The organism is Mucilaginibacter sp. KACC 22773 (genome assembly GCF_028736215.1).
Classification (GTDB): Bacteria; Bacteroidota; Bacteroidia; order Sphingobacteriales; family Sphingobacteriaceae; genus Mucilaginibacter.
Genome location: NZ_CP117883.1, coordinates 1963375 through 1981188, shown reverse-complemented (window position 1 = coordinate 1981188; position 17814 = coordinate 1963375). Strand labels below are relative to the sequence as shown.

The following is a 17814-nucleotide window of genomic DNA, read 5'->3' as shown; positions in this document are numbered from 1 at the left end:
TTCAATTCAAAGGTCGTAAGTAATTTGGTTTTAAGCAAGTGAGTAATAGGTATTAAGTGTCTGATTTATGACATAAGTTTTGAACTATAAAAGCCTTTGATCTCTCAACCAAAAGCTTTTATAGTTTACCACATATTTAACCGTACGCAGGCGTATTAGATGTCAGAAACCGTAAATTCTGCTTTTGCCGAAGCCGGGAATTGAGTACTCATACTAACGTCCTCATCGCACACCAGCGGATTTGAAAAGTCGACATTTTCAGCAATCTGCTCATTTCCATCTATTTTTATAACCACAGTACGATGCCCGGTAACTGTATAGGTACTTTTGAGCTGCCACCACATAAAGGATGCCCGCGGCACCTGCGTTTTGGCATTGAAGGTTTTCTTTTTAGTAACCACTTCGGCAAGTGTCACTTCTGCCGAAAGTTCCAGGGTTAGTTTTGCGCCTATATCTATAAACGATGCCACTTTTAAACCAAGCGAGGCCGAAAATTCCTCACGGGCGCCAACACTTAGCGCTACGCCGATACTTACCGAGTCTTCCTGCGAAAAAGGTGTATCAGGTGTAATGGTGCAACTGTTTACACGTACCCATTGTTGCTTGAATTCCAATTGCTGGTTGGTAAGCCGTTTTTCCCAGATGATTTTAAAGCCCACCATCTGGATTTCTTTGATAACTATGGTTTGATCGGGCAGGGGTACTTTCAATATTACTTTTGCCTGTGGCGGAAGCGGGAAGTCATTAATCCCATTAGGGGCCGGTGGGTCCGGCAATAATTTAATTGTTGATGTTGTCATAATCTGATGTTTTAAGTTGCTGCAAAATAGCGTGTCGCCATTTTACACAACAGGGTTAAAAACACCTTTTTGTAGGATAGGAAAAGGGTTTAATGAGGGTGCTGTAAAGCTTGTGGCGGGTTTTTGTTGGCGAATCCTCCAGGAAGTTAAAGGGTAAAAAAAAACCTCCAAAATTGAGTTTGAACAACCGATATTTAAGCCATGTTGTTTAATGAGCCTAATAAACCAGCCATCGCCCCCCCCCATTTAAGCTAAAGAGCTTTTGTAACGCACATTAACGACGTGTTGTAAAACCCGCCGAAGCCTTCAACTTATCCCAGTTGAAGCTTATAGTTCCGCCGTTACTACCGGCAGTAACTATTTCAAATGTCAAAAGCTCTGCAGGCTGCTTTAAGGTTTGCATTTGCATCGGGATCTTTAAAAAATCATAATCCGCATTATGCTCAGTTCCCCAAATGTTGGCTTGCTTGTTAAATATCAACGTAAAACCGGTTGGAGTTGGCATGGTAAATATGGAGTAGGTGCCCGCAGGAAGCTCTTTCCCGTTGAAGTAAAGCGGCTTGCTTAAATAAATTTTTGTGGCCGCATCTGCCCCTGTCCGCCAAATGCGGTTCCATGGCACAACTTCACCAAAAATAAGCCTGCCCCTTACCGACGGACGGGAGTATTCGATTTTAATACTGGCCTCGTTAATGGTTGCTTTTACCGAATCGGGCTTGTTGATCATGGCCAACCGCGGATGCAGGCGCTGATGGTTAACGTTTGCAGCAATCACAGAATCGATATTTAAATACGCACCTGCCTTACCTTTAACATTAAATGATGTGCCAATGCCGTCTACCGCTTGCAGGCTGCCATTTTTATCCAAAAATATAGTAAACATGCCCATTACAGCGCTGCCCAGCTGCAGTTTTTGGCTGCCCGTTTTTTTGATCATAAACTTCCTGGCACTATTAAATACAATATGACTGCTCAACACACTGTCGCCTAACCTTTTGGGTGCAAAATGGACCAGCAAAGCAGGCATAAAAACAAGCACATCGCCGCCAAATGCGTTGGCTTCCATAATTTTCACAGGATATTTACGCACGCCGTTCCGGCTGGCATTTTTTGTTTCAATAAAGGTAGTATCCCTAACGTAATTTAATGTGTAAGTGTAAATCAACGAATCTTTGCCCTTTGCCGGCTCATAATTAAGGCCCTCCAGGTGCATAAGCTGGCCATCGGGGAAAAACGTTCCTTTTACTTTACTTACATTCACACCCGGGCTCATGGACACTATTGTCAGTGCAAATTCGCTTCCATTTAGTTCAAAATCGCCTGTTGCCGTGGTATCCGGCCCCAGGGTATAAGTTAAGCTTCCTTTAAACTGGTGTGGTTGCTGGGCACTTGCCGATATAAAGAAATGAAGCAATAGCCCCAAAAAAAATATTTTTATTCGCATAAATTGTTTGGGCGAATTTAACGTTTATATAAAATTTTAATTATAATTAATGTGCCATAATAAACCAGCCAGCAATTTAAACTTCATTACTTTTATAAAAGTATACTACAGCAAACGGGCCTTCAAAGAACCATTCCCGCCGCTGTTCGATTTCCAGACTTACAACCACTATGCCTACGGCCTCTGGCTACAGCATAAGCAACTTCCTTTATAACATTCGATAGTGATGCGGTGACAACGTCGGCCATTGGCTGAAATTGAAATAGTGAAAGAAGTCAAAAAAGATCTGAAGTATCCGGACTGTTATTCTTTTTAAAACTCTCATAGCAATTTTTGATGTAGATAACCAGGTCGTAATCATTCATCACGTCAATTTGTTTGAGGCTGGGCATATATTTTAACTCAAAGCTCTCCAGTTCACTATCTGCTATGGGTATAGCTTTTTTTATACTTTCATCATTAAAACGTGCAGAAACTTTGCTCGCAGCTACCTGTTTGCTCGCAAATTTATTAAACCGGCGTGCATCTTTAACCTCACTTTTAAAGTTTTCATAAATAAAAGTCATTGGCTTCAAAAAAAGATAATAGTAATGTGGCGTGCCGGTATAGAATACACTTTTTTCCCTATAGCCTCTTTGTACTTCCTTGATATCGCTTTTTAATGAATTCTCCTTAATTACCACCTCGCCAAGTTGAATTATAGGAGTCATGAATATTACCTGATCTGCAAAATCCTTTACTACAAATTCCGTGGCTTGAAAATTATCATTTTTAAACTGCAAAGTATCACCGGACTGCGAGGCTATACTAAAAACGCCATAAATGTTCGAACGCGCTTGCGTCATCGTTCGTTTATTTAAAACAACAACACTTCCAAGCCTTAAATTAGTTCCCCTTTTAAACAATATCCCCTTTTGAATTTGGATATTTTGAGCAAATAAGGGGCACAGGTTCACAACCCCAATCACACATAAAAGAATAAGCTTTTTACTAGTCATTTATTGGCGATTGAAAACACTCATCTTATTTACCCTGCTAAAAGAATATTATAAAATTAAGAGATTCGCTTGCCGATCCGTTCAATAAAAAGGTTAAAATTTGTTAAACTGAAATTTGTTATCGCCAACCCAATGCAGGGGCAACATGCTCTAAAATGGCCGATAGCACATGAACATTGTAATCAACGCCCAAAGTGTTCGGTATAGTAAGCAGCAAAGTGTCTGCTTCCTGTATCGCTTCGTCCTGGGCCAGTTCTTTGATGAGCTGGTCGGGTTCGGCTGCATAGCTTTTGCCGAAGACTGCACGTTTATCAGCCTCGATGTAACCAAAGCTGTCGGCTCCTTTTCCCTGCTGTCCAAAGTAAAGCCTGTCCTGCTCGGTTACCAGTGCAAAAATGGAGCGGCTTACCGATACCCTCGCTTCGCGCTGGTGCCCGGCGTTTTTCCAGGCTTCTTTATATAGCCTGATCTGTTCTGCCTGCTGGATGTGGAAAGGCTTGCCGCTTTCGTCATATTTCAGGGTCGAACTTTGCAGGTGCATGCCGTTTTCGGCAGCCCAAACCGCGGTTGCATTAGATGCAGCTCCCCACCAGATGCGTTCCCGCAGCCCTTCCGAATGCGGTTCCAGCCGTAACAAGCCGGGCGGATTCGGGAACATCGGGTAAGGGTTAGGCTGGGCAAACCCCTCTCCTTTTAACTTATCTAAAAAATCCAGGGCCTTTTTTCGTCCCATATCAGCATCGTTTTCCCCGGCAGCAGGCTCGTAACCAAAATAACGCCAGCCCTCAATCACCTGCTCTGGCGAACCCCGGCTGATGCCCAATTGCAAACGCCCGCCCGAAATCAGGTCGGCAGCGCCGGCATCTTCTACCATATACATGGGGTTTTCATAACGCATATCGATAACACCCGTCCCAATCTCAATCTTGCTGGTTTTTGCCCCAATAGCCGAAAGTAGCGGGAATGGCGATGCCAACTGCCGCGCAAAATGATGAACCCGGAAATAAGCCCCATCCAAACCAATTTCTTCCGCGGCAACAGCCAGATCAATCGACTGCAGCAAGGTATCACTGGCAGTACGGGCCTGGTACGCGGGATGGTTGGACCAATGCCCGAATGATAAAAATCCTATTTTCTTCATCATTAAATTCGATAATTTATCTGCAAATGTAAGTAAACGGGTGGTGGACGGAGGTCACGGGTTGGTAATAATGATTTGGTTTGTGAGGTTAGATATTATGGCATTGGTTGTGGCAGATCAGCGTTGCTGTGGTGTCATTTTAGCATAGGTCTTGTGTCGTGGCCTGGACATTGGCTGACCTGCCCTTTTTTCAGCGCAGTTCCTGTGTTATGGGTTATGCAATGGCGGACCTGTGCTTACGATGTGATTGGTTTGCAAAAATCACAAGCGATCCCCGCTCATGCAGTAGCACAACATTTGCGCTAAATGGGATGGCGGGCCTGTTCTTTGTGTGTATTATAAAAAAAATCACAAGTGATTCTCCCCCATGCAGCCACACAACCTTGCGCCAAAGTGGTCGAAATAAGACGGCATGGCTAAGGTTCATACAGCGTTTTCAGCATGCGTTCTGCTAAAGTCCCACATTTTTTTTTAAACTTTCCCTATCCAAAGCCTCCATCCTGGTAATTTTTGACTTGTTTACTTTGCCATTAACGTCAATAACCACATAAGTTGGGAATCCCCCTTCCGCATTAAGCACAGTTTTTAGCCTGGCGATGATTTTATCATTCACGTAAATATGCGTACCGGGGATCTGCATCTCTCCTATTCTGTTTTTCCATATATCAATACTTGAGCTACTGGTGGTACATAGATAAATGTATTCAACAGGCAGATCTTTATTTTTTTGGTGCAAACTTTTGCTGAACGGCATGTCGGCTATGCAGGGGGCGCACCAGGTTGCCCAAAAATCAATAATAAGAGCTTTGTTGGGGAATTTTGCCTTTAAATTTAATATAAAGCTATCGATATTTGCTATAGTATCTAACTGGTATAAGCTGGCATCAAAAGGTAACCGAATTAAGGGGGTACCAATATCCGCCTTTTCTAACTTTGTTGATAAAGCTAAAACGCTATCTATTCTCTTTTGGTTATCATCAACCTTAATCATTTCATCTGCAGCGATTTTTTTGCACCAGGCTGTTTTGATACTGCTGATGATCATGGGGTAAGTGCGGGCATAATTATCTTTCTCCGATTCTAAAAGAAATAGTTTTAAAAGATCTGATCGCTGCTGCGTATATAAACTATCACATAGCATCATGATACTGTTGAGCGCCGATTCTTTTTTAAAGCGCTTTTTGGCCATTGTATAAATGCCCAGGTATTTGTAAAACATCACACCATCGTTACTTGTAAATATTGGCTGGTGCGCGTTTATCTGCTTAATAAGCTGGCCGGGTATGGTGTCATTCCAATAGGCGATGCAAATTTCACCGTAAAACTCCGACAAGGTTTCATTGTTAACAGCCCATCCATATTTAGGGTAACCGCTGATGAATTCGCTATCTATACTTTTCAATAGCCTTAAAACAGAATCGGTTTTAAAAGTGAAGGCATCTGCAGTGTATTTTTTTCTCCAGTTACATACGGCCCGCAGATCATTAACCAAACGCTCCCTTTCTTTCTTTTTAAACAACACTTTTTTGTTCATTACGGTATTTAATTCGCCGTCGTAACCAGAAAAGGTAATCCCCTCGCCTATCATATACGCGCCATCTTTAGGTACTTTCCGCGTGTCTACTGTAACAGTAAGCCCTTTATCCACATATATCCCTGTATATAAGTAGTTACCTGCGTCTAACCAAATTTGTTGGTAAGGCAAATTCTCATCAAGAATTATTTTTACCTGGCCGGTGGCATCTGTTTCTGCATATTTAGTTGCCTGCATGCTTCCGCCGAGTTGTACAAGGGTATATTTGATATTTATTTTTTTAACGCTATCGGGCAGGTTTTTTATTTGCACGGTTAATGTTGCGGGCTTCCTGTTCATCAGATAGGCGTCCATTTTTTTATCCTCGATGGCAATAGCTGGTAAATTTTGGGCACTTAAGTAGCTGCTGCAGAACACTAATGCTGCCAGTAATAGGTTTTTCATGATATGATTTTTTTTATTTTTTTATAGTGTGTAAGCGTTTTATTACGTTCTCTTTTTTGTTCCTGGAGATGGGGATGCGGGTATTATCGTCCATTAATAAATAGCCCGAATCTTCCTTGAGTAAACTTTTGATAAACTTTATATTCACCAGGTGCGATTGATGGCACCTGATAAAATCGTAGCTGCTTAATAATTCGTCGTATTCAAAAATTGGTTTTGATACCATAATACTTGTTCCGTCTGATAAAAAGAACTGGGTGTAAGCATTTGATGATTCGCAACGGATGATATCCCCGGTGTGCACAAACCTGATCTCTTTAGTTGAAGACAGGGCCAATTTGTGATCCTTTTTCGCGTCCTTATCTTTTATAAATTCCATTAAGTTTTCAAGCTGCAGGTTAGCCTTCTTTTGCATCAGTTTAGCCTCCACTTTGCTTACCGATGCTTTTAATTCTTCCGGATCTATCGGCTTCAGCAAATAATCTATAGCCGAAAATTTAACGGCCTGTATCCCGTAATTGTCAAACGCGGTAACAAAAACAACTTCAAACTGTTGATGTGGCAAAGCTTTAAGCACTTCAAAGCCATTCTTATCCGGCATCTGGATATCTAAGAACAACAAATCGGGATTGCTTGCTGTAATCAAACTAACCCCGTCATCGGCATTGGTGGCTGTGCCCACAACTGTTACCGGCAGCTCATTCTTTTTTAACAGGTGCACAATATTTTCGATATTGTTTTTTTCGTCGTCTATAATTACCGCTCGTATCATATTAGCCAATTTTTAAAATGGATAATAACCTGGGTTACATTATCCGTCCGTTTTACCAAAAACTCTATGTGCTGCCCGTTCAATGTCTGGTTCAACAATTTTATGCGCTCTTTGGTTAGCTGAAGGCCAAAGCCGTTAGCGTTATCATTGGGGTTAAAGCCTTTGCCATTATCATTTACAGTAACTACCATGTCGTTATCCAATTTCTCAAACAGCACAATCAGTTGCCCGTTTTCCTGCAGGGCCGATATACCATGCTTTACCGCATTCTCTACCAGGGGTTGTAAAAATAAAGCGGGCATTTCAATGGCGCTGGCATCTATTTCTCTGCTCACTTTAATTTGATAATCGAAGCCAAACCGTAGTTTTTCGAGTGCCAGGTAGTTTTCCAATATCTTTATTTCGGTAAAAATGTTTACAAATTCCTTGTCACTGGCTTTCAGTGAATCGCGCATTAGATTGCTAAACTCAATTAAATATTTCGACGCGTTTTGCGAATCGTTTTTGGTGATAAGCCCTTGTATGGAGCTAAGGGCATTAAACACAAAATGCGGGTTAAATTGCGACCGGATGGACCTGAGCTCGGTTTGTACCAATTGCTTTAAGGTACTTTCTTCTTTAAGCTTTGCTGTCTGCTTCCTTGATCGCCAGAGTAGCAGTACAAACCCGACGGCAAATACAACAAGCATACTTAAGGCTACTTTTGCCCATACCGTTTGATACCAGGCTGCTGTTACAGTAAATGCATAGGTGCAAATATTATTGCGCTGTACGCTATAACGTATTTTTAACTGATAATGCCCTGGCGACAGATTTTTGAGCCACACTAAGTTAAAATCAAAATCATTAACCGTCCAGCCGGTGCTGTCTTTTCCGTTCACCAGGTTATATTCAATAATACTTCGCGACTTAATAATATCATCCAAATAAAAAATCAGGTTATTTTCGTTGTACCGGAAGTCTTTTCTCAACTTCAACAAAACAGTGTCCTTACTCCAATCGCTTTGGCTTGGGTCTTCCAATGGGCTTCTCCATTGCTTTTTAAAAAGGCTTAAAAATTCGGGGAGCTGCGAAAACGTGAATACGCCTACAACCCTTGGCTGCCATTTTACCCAATACGCCGAGATAGAAGATTCAATACTATCGGGCGTATTAATCCTGCGTACCTGGAAGGTGAGCGCTTTGCCATAGGCCTCTTTAAATTGGCCTAAATATGCAGATAGCTCATCAATCGTACCGATTTCGGCAATTTGAGTCATCAGGTAGGCTTTGCAAAACAACTTTGGCTTTGTCCAAGGTAATACCACTTTCTGCTTATCCTCTATAACCCTGAATTGAAATTGGTTTACGTTTTGCGGGTTAATGCCATTAACGGTTATGACTATCCCCGACGAATCAAAAATAGGGATGGCATATCTGCCCGCATAGCCATCAAAATTTTGAATATATGATTGCGACCCGGGGTTGCCATATTCCTTTAGCCTGGGTATTTTTTGTACAGCCTGCCGATAGTTTACCGCCAGTTTATTGGAGTAAAATGCGGTAAGCAGCACTTTTTTATTTTTAGGGTGAAAGCTTTGGTAATTAAAAAATGTCATGGAAAAATACTTCCGGATAGAGTCGCCATGACTATCGTACCGGATGACCGGGTTGATACTATCCAGGTACATTACCGGCTTTTGCGCCTGGCAGCAAAGCCCCAGGAAAGCACAAAATATAAATATGATGATACTGCGCATCAGCTCCATTTGATTTTATGCAACAAAGTAAAGCTTTTAAACCCTGGTTAAGATACGCTGATTTGAATATGGCAGGAGTTATTTTGAATTGGGTGGTATGGACGAATTCACTTCAAGTAAAACCTTCATCAACGGATGCTATTAAATGAACATGGTTGCTTATAATTACATATGCATGAAGGTGCAGCCTTTTTTTTGCTGACAATATTTTAACGATTCAATTACCAAATCGTGGTATTGCTGCCGGATGAATCAGTCTATCCAACCCACAATTGTAAATGTCATATAATAAACTGCTTGATGATCGTGGATAACGGAGCCTTTTTTGACCATGATATTTTTGCAGATAATTATAAGATGCGGTTACTGTAGTTGCAAACTACAGGCATAGACGTTCGAAGTCAGAGACTTCGAACAGCGGCAATTGCAATGATGTTAGTTTTTCGAATTCAACCGCCGGGTAATCTTTTTGATGTCGTCATTTACAATTCCCACCTTTTCCAATTCACCAAAATCCTCAAGAAACTCTTCTTTATAGGTTGCATGGGTTTTATCAAAGGGCCTATTCCTGTATTTTAAATAAAGTGCCTCTGCCTCGGGGTAATGGCCTTGTAATAATAGAAGCAGGGGCAAATTAGCTTGTGGATATACGTAGCCTGGTTCAAATTTTAAACTTTGATCCAGGTAGTATTTTACGTTATCGAGTTTTTGAGTAACAATGCTGTACCAGGCAAGACTGTTGTAGTGATTCGCCATTTGCGACCGGGTGAGACTGTCGGGAGCAATATTATAATAGGCAGAATCGAGCGCGACCAGGGTACGGTAGTATTCCCGTATATCCCAATCGGATTTTAAGTTTGACGTTCCTTGTTTCAAAACGCTTTCCCGGTATTTTTTTAATTGGTCGACGCCAGGGGAGAATTCATCATAAGTAGCTTTGGCAATATCGGCGATCAGCAAATCTCTTTTCCTGGCGTCACTATACGAATCCATTAAAAAAATGGCGACAGCCAGGTGTCTGCCATCAGGCAATGTGATAATGCCCACATCGTTTGTTGCCGGCGACAAACCCTGTTCGTTTGTTCCGGAAGTACCGCTCCTGTGTGCAAGCGGCGTCCCCTTTGGCAGCCCGGCCCTAATGCGGCCCGATGCTACATAGGTTGATAACATCAGCTGCATCAGCAAATCATTGCTTTTTTTTGATAGCACCGCTCGCTTAAAAATTAAACCCAACAATTGCATCTGGGCCGATGGCGTCGACCAGCTTTTGTATTGAAGCCCCCAATCAGCCTGCATTTCGGCTTCATTGCCTTTAATCTGTAAATGGCTTACGCCTATGGAGTGAATATCTTTCGTTATTTTTTCTGGGCCTCCTAAAAGTTTCATTAAAATATCGCAGGCATTATTGTCGCTAAGGGTGACCATATCGGTTAGTATCTCTCTAATGGAAACTTCAACATTGCCTTCAGGGTATTTTTCCCGTAGTGCGCTTACGGTTTTATGCAACTCTGCTTTGGTTATCAGCACTTTTTGATCAAGGCTGATGCCGTCCTTATCAACTGCACGTAGTAAACTCACGGCGATGGGGAATTTAAAAACACTTTGCATCGGGTAATGCTGTCCATTATTAAAACTGAGGGTATCATTATCTTCCAGCAATTTTATTGACACGCCTACTTTGCCGGAGGTGGATTTCGCCAGCCGGGTTATCTCGGCCCGCAGATGCTTGTGGTTCGAATTCTGTGCAGACGCGATAAAAGATAATAGTAACAGCAGAAAAGTCGCGGAGTATGATTTGCAATGAAGCATTCGTTTATAATTTATTGTCGGCAAATATAGGTTTTCAATAGGATTGACTATCCCCCGCTGTCCAGATCCTGCGCTTAACGCGCTTTGAGGTATGCGCGGTTACGACGGATTTGATCGGTCTATAACAACTCGAATTGCCCTCCTGTTGTTGGTAGTGTTCCACTGTTTCGATTTCTGAACGGCATTGCGTACTCTATTCGCGAAACAACTGCTTTAAATACCTAGTAGTCTCCCCACGATGTCTGTAGTGTTCCGCTGTTTGAGTTCCCCGCAAACAGCGGAGCACTTCAAAAACAGCTACAATATTAACGATAACTTCACTGCATCCTGTGGTCTGGAGACTACAGGCATAATTATCCAAAGTAAGAGAATCAGATAGCAGGATCATCTATTAACCACTTTAAAAAATATTCACATGCATCATTTTCCGAATCGAACTCTTTTACAGATACCGCCGATCCCCGCTCGCTGTAATAAGTTTTCCAAATACCATTTTTTTCGTCAAGACAATAGGCTTCATTAGGCAAGCCCCCATTGAGTGAATAAGTATCTGGCCTTATATTTTTATTAATTAAAAACACTTCTAATTCTTTCCTTTCCATCATTTATCCCTTTGTTATCGGTCCCTCACTCCAATCCCATCCGCATCTCCACCATATGTTTCCCAAACCCAACTTTTTCATAAGCCCGTACAGCGCCTTCGTTATCAGCATAAACCTGCAAGCGTAATTCGGTGAGGCCTTGTGCTTTGGCCCATTCTTTTAACCTGTCGATGATCAGTTTATTAATTCCCTTGCCTCTGTGTTGCGGCAAAACGTACATAAAACCAAGATAGGCAAAGCGTTCAAAATCAAAATAAACCTTTTCGCTTTGTTTAATGCGGGCGTAGCCGCTGCCTACCAGTTGGCCGTCCAATTCGGCCACTAAAAGTTCCACATCGGGCGAAGTGATAAACATTTCCAGGTCGTAATATTTGATGTCGCCGGGCACCAGCGTTGGATCGAAGGGGCGCTCGGCAGTGATAACGCCCTGCTCAAATTGCAGCAGGGCCGGGATATCGGTGAGGGTAGCGGGGCGGATTTGCATGGAGTGGTTTGGTTATTTTGTTATAGTTGTGTTTAATGTACTAAGGGTAGTTGAGCACGGGTTTTGCATGGCAGCGAAGACTCACCCGACTATGCTTCGCCCGTCACCCTCTCTTCGCTTCGCCGCGGAAAGAGGGGCTTGAACAATGGCATTTTGAATAATTATTAATATCACCATTCGTACTTTTGGATGTGGCAAAACCGACCGCAATTCCCCTTCCAAGCCCCTCTATGCGGCGATAGCCGGAGAGAGGGTGCCGCCCGCCAAAGGCGGGCTGGCGGATGAGTCTTCGCCGCCTACACCCTAAAATGCCCGCAGCTCTTCAAAAACTCGTCATCCGCATCGGCGCCAATGCCTATTGCGTCGTCAATATTCAATTTATAGCCATCATAAGCAACACCGCCAATGCAGGGGTCAACCAGGTGACCCAGCATGCAGGTGTCCATATCGTAAAATTTAATGTTGGGGCTGGCGTATACAAAATGGAGCTTGGCGCTCAGGGCTATACGGCTTTCCAGCATCCCGCCCATCATACAGGCAATGCCTTTGGATGCGGCTTCGTCGTGGATGGCTTTGGCTTCGAGCAGTCCGCCCGATTTGGCCATTTTGATATTGATATAGTGGCAGCTGCCGCTGTTGATCTGTTTGCGGGCATCGTGGTGGTTGTATACGCTTTCGTCGGCCATAATTTTTACGGGCGATAGCTGCATCAGTTCAGGCAGGCGGTCATCGTACCAGGTGCGCATGGGCTGTTCGCAAAATTCAACGTTGTACTCGCCCATCGCCTGCAGGGCAAAAACGGCATCGTCAAAGCTCCAGCCCTGGTTGGCATCAATGCGGATGAGCATTTCGGGGCCAACCGCTTCGCGGATCTGTTTAACCCGTTCCACATCGGCAGCTGCATTTTTGCCCAGTTTTACCTTCAAAATATTTGCCCCCGAGGCTTTAAAGTACAACGCCTTCATGGCCATAGTTGGCGGGCTATCAATGCCAATGGTGATATCTGATTCCACAATGCGTTTTTCGCCGCCTAAAAACCGGTATAATGGCAAGCCGGCATTTTTGGCAGCTAAATCGTGCAGGGCAATGTCAAAGGCGCTTTTAATGGTGGTATTGCCTGCGGCGGCGGCGTGAAGCTGCTGCATGCGTGCGGGTATATCAAGCGCATCTTTACCAATCCACAGCCGGGCAAAATCTTTAGCCATCACCAGGCAGGTATCCTGCGTTTCGCCCACAATCATCGGGAAGGCCGAGCACTCGCCCACCCCGTAAAACCCGGCATCGGTATGCACCCGGATAAACACATTTTGAGCATGGTCCATAGTGCCGGTGGCAATAGTGAACGGCTCCATGGGGATGCTAAAACGATAAACATCGATATGAGTAATGAGTAGTTTGTTTTGCATGGATACGGTATTCGTTTCTCTGCCCACCGTGTCATGCTGAGGAATGAAGCATCTATTCCCAAACTTTGCATGTTGGCCATGCTTGGTGGTTAACAGATGCTTCATTCCTCAGCATGACAGGCGGGTTATGTTGCCGCAAATTACATATTTTTCTAATGCATGTAATTGATACGTGAGGCATCGGCTCTTTTTTTTATTTGCACATTATATAACTATAATATTATATTTGCGTTACTACTATTCAAATACAATTCAATTTTAGCCTCCTGGGCCCTTGTTACACAGGGAAAAGACGCATGGCTAACTTAAAACTTTCTTAAAACATTATTAATTGCATGGCACAAGAAAACACGCCTATATTTGACTATAATTCAACCAGGAATAAATTAATCCTGTCGGAATATGGCCGCAACGTACAAAACATGGTTAAGTACATAGTTGCACTACCCACTAAAGAAGAACGTAACCGCTACGCACAGGTAGTAATTGACCTGATGGGTTTTTTAAACCCGCACCTGCGCGATGTGGCCGATTTTAAACACAAGCTATGGGATCACCTGCACATTATATCTGATTACCAGATTGATGTGGATGCCCCCTACCCCAAACCAACGCCCGAGGCTATCCACCTGAAGCCGCAACCACTGCGTTACCCCCACCAGCGCATCAAATACAAGCACTATGGCAAAACCATTGAGCTGATGATTGAAAAGGCCAAGGCAATTGATGAGCCGGAGCGCAAACGCCACATGGTACAGGCTATAGCCAATTTCATGAAAATGGCCTACGTACAATGGAACAAAGATTCTGTTACCGACGAAAGCATTATTGCCGATTTATACGCCTTATCTGGCGGCACCTTAAAACTGGATGAAAACGTTAACCTTAACCGCGTTGAGTTTAGGCCAAACAACAACCAGCAAAACAACAACAATAACAGCCGTGGCCGTAACAACCAGCAAAACAACAATAACAACAACCGTGGTGGCGGTGGCGGCCGTGCTAACAATAACCAAAACAACAACGGCCCGCGCAACAATAACCAAAACAACCGTAACCGTAACCAGGGAGCTAAAAAATATTAGTCCTGGTTGGTTTATTAGTTCACTGGTTCATTAGTTCATTGGTCTTGCCTAATGGATTTTTTGGTGAGGATGATTTTTACAATCGGCGGTTGATACACCGGTAAATTATTACGATAAATACTGCAACCCCGTTCTTTGATAGAGAACGGGGTTGTTTGTTTTGCCGACTTTTTAAACTAAAAAAACTTGCATTTTCTTCGAATTTTTCTGGATATTTCTCGCCAAAAATTGCCCTTTTCTATCACCTTTTTGATCATTTATTGCATTCTTATACGTAAAAAGGCTTATTTAAAAAGTTTACGCCAGCAAAGCCCTCAAAACCGCCACGCAAGACCAATGAACTAATGAACCAGTGAACTAATGAACAAACCGAACTAATGAACGAACAATCAGGAAAAATTATAATCTTTGCCGGATATAAAAACACATTTAACACTTTCGGGTGTTCACAACATTTGAAGCATTTGACCTATCAATTATAAACACCCATGACTAACGCATTTGTGATAAACGGCGGCAAACCGCTAAAAGGTGAAATTACCCCTCAAGGGGCCAAAAACGAAGCACTACAGGTAATTTCGGCGGTACTGCTTACCGAAGAAAAAGTTACCATCAGCAACATACCTGACATTAAGGATGTTAACAAACTCATTGAGCTACTGGGCGATATGGGTGTTATCACCGAAAAAACAGACGAGTCAACTTATACCTTTATAGCCAAAGACATCGACCAGGATTTTTTCCAGTCGGAGGCTTTTAAAACCAAGGGTGGTGGCTTAAGGGGCTCTATCATGATTGTTGGGCCGCTGCTGGCGCGTTTCGGCAAGGCATCCATCCCCAAACCCGGCGGCGACAAAATAGGCCGCAGGAGGCTGGATACGCACTTTCTGGGCTTCGAGAAGCTTGGTGCCCGCTTTGATTATAACCCCGAGGATGGTTTTTTTAATGTAGATGCATCCAACCTGCAAGGCACCTATATCCTTCTGGATGAGGCATCTGTAACCGGCACCGCCAACATTGTGATGACTGCCGTGCTTGCCAAAGGTACCACCACCATTTACAACGCTGCCTGCGAACCATACCTGCAGCAGCTTTGCAAAATGCTTAACCGCATGGGTGCAAAAATCAGCGGCATAGGCTCAAACCTGCTTACTATCGAGGGTGTTACCAAATTAGGCGGCACCGAACACCGCTTGCTGCCGGATATGATCGAGATTGGCTCATTCATCGGCCTTGCTGCCATGACAGGGTCCGAGATCACCATTAAAGATGTGCATTACAAAGAGTTAGGCATGATCCCGGATGTATTTAAACGCCTGGGAATCAAGTTAGAGTTACGTGGTGACGATATTTACATTCCTGCACAGGATCATTATGAAATTGAAACCTTCATCGACGGTTCTATCATGACCATTGCCGATGCCCCATGGCCCGGCTTCACTCCAGATCTGCTGAGTATTGTATTAGTAGTGGCAATACAGGCCAAAGGGTCGGTTTTAATCCACCAGAAGATGTTCGAGAGCCGTTTGTTCTTCGTAGATAAACTATTGGATATGGGCGCCCAGATCATCCTTTGCGATCCGCACCGGGCTACAGTTATCGGTTTAGATAAACAAGTACAATTACGCGGCATCAGCATGACCTCGCCTGATATTCGTGCCGGGGTTTCCCTGTTGATAGCGGCATTATCGGCACAAGGTAAATCAACCATTTACAATATAGAACAAATTGAGCGTGGCTATCAGCACATTGATACCCGTTTAAAGGCTTTAGGGGCCGATATAACCCGGATATGAGGTAAAAAGTAAAAGGCGAAAGGTTAAAGGCAGCTGCAAAGAGTTTCCCACTTTTCGCCTTTAACCTTTCTCCTTTTACCTCTCTCTGGCCTCTTTTGCTTTTTACCGGTAAAGAATTATCTTTACCCTCCAGCATCAGGCTTTCAGCTTGCTGCATTCAGCCTTAAGCTACCTAAAACATGCCCTACAGAAACCGGAAGTCGACGTACGTTTATTTCATATTGATTTTTGTATTTATAAAGGTCGTTTTAAATCTGTTTGCCATTGGGCATTTCGGCTTTCACCGCGACGAGTTTTTGCATCTTGTACTGGCCGATCATTTGGATTGGGGTTATAAGGAAGTACCGCCATTTATTGCACTGCTGGCCAAGCTAACTATCACCTTATTTGGCAATTCGGTTTTTGCCGCGCGCATTTTCCCCACCGTATTTGCAGGGCTCATTATCTGGTTTACAGGCCGTATTGTAGTTGAATTTGGGGGCCGCAGGTTTGCCATTACCCTGGCCTGCCTCGCCCTGATATTTTCGCCGGCCTTTGCCGCAAGCGATTACCTTTTTCAGCCGGTAGTGTTTGATCAGTTTTGGTGGGTTTTAACAGTCTGGCTGTTTATTAAGTACCTTAATACAACCGATGTAAGATATTTATACTGGTTGGGCATGGCAGTTGGTTTTGGCATGCTTACCAAGTATACCATGTTGTTTTTCACCATCGCCCTTATAGTGGGCATCCTCATTAGCAAACAGCGTAAGCTATTATTTAACAAGCACATATTGGGCGCAATGGCTTTAGCCATGCTCATATTTTTGCCTAACTTTATATGGCAGGTAACGCACCATTTCCCGGTGATAACCCACATGAAAGCACTCCGCGAGGAACAACTTGATTATATTACCACCGGCGACTTTATCAAACAGCAACTTACAGTTCATGGCATCGCTTTATTTGTTTGGTTCACGGGGTTTGTGTTTTTAATCTTTTCGTTCAAGCTGCGCAATTTCCAGTTTCTGGCTATCGCTTACGTACTGATATTCATTTTTTTACTCGAAATGGACGGTAAAAACTATTACCTTTTCGGGGCCTATCCTATGTTGTTTGCAGCAGGTGGCTTTGGGTTTGAACGATGGTTAAAAACAAGTGGTTACGCTTTGCGTACTTTAACTATTGCCTGCTTTACCATCCCTAATATGCTGTTGCTTCCTTTGGTACTACCCATTTTACCGTTGCAACAAACGCTGGCTTTTTTCAGGTTCACCGGCAAAAACCTGCCTCCATTTAGGTTTGCAATGACCTGGGAAGATCAAAAATTGCACCCTACAACGCAAGATTATGCCGACATGCTGGGCTGGGACGAAATGGCCAAAAAAGTTGGTGTCGCTTACAACAGCCTTACGCCTGAACAACAGAAACAAACCATTGTATACGCCGACAACTACGGCGAGGCCGGCGCATTGCATCACTACCGCAAACGATACAACTACCCGGATGTAGTATCCCTTAACAGCAGTTTTACCCTTTGGGCACCGGATACGCTTAACTGCAAATACATGATTTACGTGGATGATAATGGCGGTGAAAATATTCGGCAGTTTGTGGCCGGCAACATGATAGGCTCCTACAAAAAAATCGGCGAAGTGGAATATAATCTTGCCCGCGAAAAAGGCACCGGTATTTACCTGCTTACAGATATCAAGTTCCCGCTGAAGGAAAGGTACCGTAAGGAGTTGATCAGGAAGAGAATGGAGTAGTTATTTAGGCGAAAG

At 43.4% G+C, this 17814-nt stretch carries 14 protein-coding genes; 3 read left to right on the top strand and 11 right to left on the bottom strand.

Translation table 11 applies throughout. From position 1 onward, the window contains the following. Positions 1-155: 155 nt before the first annotated feature. The 11 genes from PQ469_RS08620 to PQ469_RS08570 all read right to left on the bottom strand — a co-directional run bounded on the left by PQ469_RS08620 (position 156) and on the right by PQ469_RS08570 (position 13173). A complete protein-coding gene (locus PQ469_RS08620; RefSeq protein ID WP_274212590.1) occupies positions 156-800 on the bottom strand; it encodes a hypothetical protein in 645 nt (214 codons plus the stop codon). Between the two features lie 274 nt (positions 801-1074). Further along, on the bottom strand, positions 1075-2244 hold the full coding sequence (locus PQ469_RS08615) for a DUF2911 domain-containing protein (RefSeq protein WP_274212589.1): 1170 nt from the start codon (positions 2242-2244) through the stop codon (positions 1075-1077). Between the two features lie 275 nt (positions 2245-2519). Further along, positions 2520-3089: a hypothetical protein gene (locus PQ469_RS08610; protein WP_274212588.1), complete on the bottom strand. Its 570-nt coding sequence runs from the start codon at positions 3087-3089 to the stop codon at positions 2520-2522. Positions 3090-3360: 271 nt separating this feature from the next. Then, the gene (locus PQ469_RS08605) at positions 3361-4383 is read right to left on the bottom strand and encodes an LLM class flavin-dependent oxidoreductase (protein WP_337993765.1); all 1023 of its coding nucleotides are present in this window, start codon (positions 4381-4383) and stop codon (positions 3361-3363) included. Between the two features lie 451 nt (positions 4384-4834). After that, positions 4835-6361: a TlpA family protein disulfide reductase gene (locus tag PQ469_RS08600; protein ID WP_274212586.1), complete on the bottom strand. Its 1527-nt coding sequence runs from the start codon at positions 6359-6361 to the stop codon at positions 4835-4837. A 13-nt stretch (positions 6362-6374) separates the two neighbouring features. Next, positions 6375-7133 carry a LytR/AlgR family response regulator transcription factor gene (locus PQ469_RS08595; RefSeq protein WP_090649214.1) on the bottom strand — a complete coding sequence of 253 codons (759 nt, stop codon included), beginning with the start codon at positions 7131-7133 and terminating at the stop codon, positions 6375-6377. Continuing rightward, entirely contained in the window at positions 7130-8881 is a 1752-nt protein-coding gene (locus PQ469_RS08590) for a sensor histidine kinase (protein WP_274212585.1), read from the bottom strand. Before PQ469_RS08590 ends, PQ469_RS08595 begins: the two co-directional genes overlap by 4 nt. A 426-nt stretch (positions 8882-9307) precedes the next feature. Next, positions 9308-10681 (bottom strand): class A beta-lactamase, encoded by a 1374-nt coding sequence (gene bla, locus PQ469_RS08585; RefSeq protein WP_274212584.1) that lies wholly within the window; start codon positions 10679-10681, stop codon positions 9308-9310. A 371-nt stretch (positions 10682-11052) separates the two neighbouring features. Next, complete coding sequence (locus tag PQ469_RS08580; RefSeq protein ID WP_274212583.1) at positions 11053-11286, bottom strand: hypothetical protein; 234 nt, start codon at positions 11284-11286, stop codon at positions 11053-11055. 22 nt (positions 11287-11308) lie between these two features. Next, positions 11309-11767, bottom strand: coding sequence for a GNAT family N-acetyltransferase (locus tag PQ469_RS08575; protein ID WP_274212582.1), 459 nt, complete (start codon positions 11765-11767; stop codon positions 11309-11311). Positions 11768-12063: 296 nt separating this feature from the next. After that, positions 12064-13173 carry a mandelate racemase/muconate lactonizing enzyme family protein gene (locus PQ469_RS08570; RefSeq protein ID WP_274212581.1) on the bottom strand — a complete coding sequence of 370 codons (1110 nt, stop codon included), beginning with the start codon at positions 13171-13173 and terminating at the stop codon, positions 12064-12066. A gap of 335 nt (positions 13174-13508) precedes the next feature. Between PQ469_RS08570 and PQ469_RS08565 the strand changes: the two genes are divergently transcribed. From PQ469_RS08565 to PQ469_RS08555, 3 genes are all read left to right on the top strand, one after another. Next, positions 13509-14258, top strand: a complete 750-nt coding sequence (locus tag PQ469_RS08565; RefSeq protein ID WP_090649202.1) for a DUF4290 domain-containing protein — start codon at positions 13509-13511, stop codon at positions 14256-14258. 488 nt (positions 14259-14746) lie between these two features. Further along, on the top strand, positions 14747-16054 hold the full coding sequence (gene murA, locus PQ469_RS08560) for a UDP-N-acetylglucosamine 1-carboxyvinyltransferase (protein WP_090649199.1): 1308 nt from the start codon (positions 14747-14749) through the stop codon (positions 16052-16054). Positions 16055-16233: 179 nt separating this feature from the next. Continuing rightward, on the top strand, positions 16234-17799 hold the full coding sequence (locus PQ469_RS08555; protein WP_274212580.1) for an ArnT family glycosyltransferase: 1566 nt from the start codon (positions 16234-16236) through the stop codon (positions 17797-17799). The last annotated feature ends 15 nt before the right edge of the window (positions 17800-17814 follow it).

Excerpts from the sequence above, each read along its gene's own strand:
- PQ469_RS08575 (WP_274212582.1), bottom strand. The coding sequence starts at position 11,767 with ATGCAAATCCGCCCCGCTACCCTCACCGATATCCCGGCCCTGCTGCAA.
- PQ469_RS08590 (WP_274212585.1), bottom strand. The coding sequence starts at position 8,881 with ATGGAGCTGATGCGCAGTATCATCATATTTATATTTTGTGCTTTCCTG.
- PQ469_RS08580 (WP_274212583.1), bottom strand. The coding sequence starts at position 11,286 with ATGATGGAAAGGAAAGAATTAGAAGTGTTTTTAATTAATAAAAATATA.
- PQ469_RS08555 (WP_274212580.1), top strand. The coding sequence starts at position 16,234 with ATGCCCTACAGAAACCGGAAGTCGACGTACGTTTATTTCATATTGATT.
- PQ469_RS08610 (WP_274212588.1), bottom strand. The coding sequence starts at position 3,089 with ATGACGCAAGCGCGTTCGAACATTTATGGCGTTTTTAGTATAGCCTCG.
- PQ469_RS08595 (WP_090649214.1), bottom strand. The coding sequence starts at position 7,133 with ATGATACGAGCGGTAATTATAGACGACGAAAAAAACAATATCGAAAAT.
- PQ469_RS08620 (WP_274212590.1), bottom strand. The coding sequence starts at position 800 with ATGACAACATCAACAATTAAATTATTGCCGGACCCACCGGCCCCTAAT.
- PQ469_RS08615 (WP_274212589.1), bottom strand. The coding sequence starts at position 2,244 with ATGCGAATAAAAATATTTTTTTTGGGGCTATTGCTTCATTTCTTTATA.
- PQ469_RS08600 (WP_274212586.1), bottom strand. The coding sequence starts at position 6,361 with ATGAAAAACCTATTACTGGCAGCATTAGTGTTCTGCAGCAGCTACTTA.
- PQ469_RS08570 (WP_274212581.1), bottom strand. The coding sequence starts at position 13,173 with ATGCAAAACAAACTACTCATTACTCATATCGATGTTTATCGTTTTAGC.
- bla (WP_274212584.1), bottom strand. The coding sequence starts at position 10,681 with ATGCTTCATTGCAAATCATACTCCGCGACTTTTCTGCTGTTACTATTA.
- PQ469_RS08565 (WP_090649202.1), top strand. The coding sequence starts at position 13,509 with ATGGCACAAGAAAACACGCCTATATTTGACTATAATTCAACCAGGAAT.
- PQ469_RS08605 (WP_337993765.1), bottom strand. The coding sequence starts at position 4,383 with ATGAAGAAAATAGGATTTTTATCATTCGGGCATTGGTCCAACCATCCC.
- murA (WP_090649199.1), top strand. The coding sequence starts at position 14,747 with ATGACTAACGCATTTGTGATAAACGGCGGCAAACCGCTAAAAGGTGAA.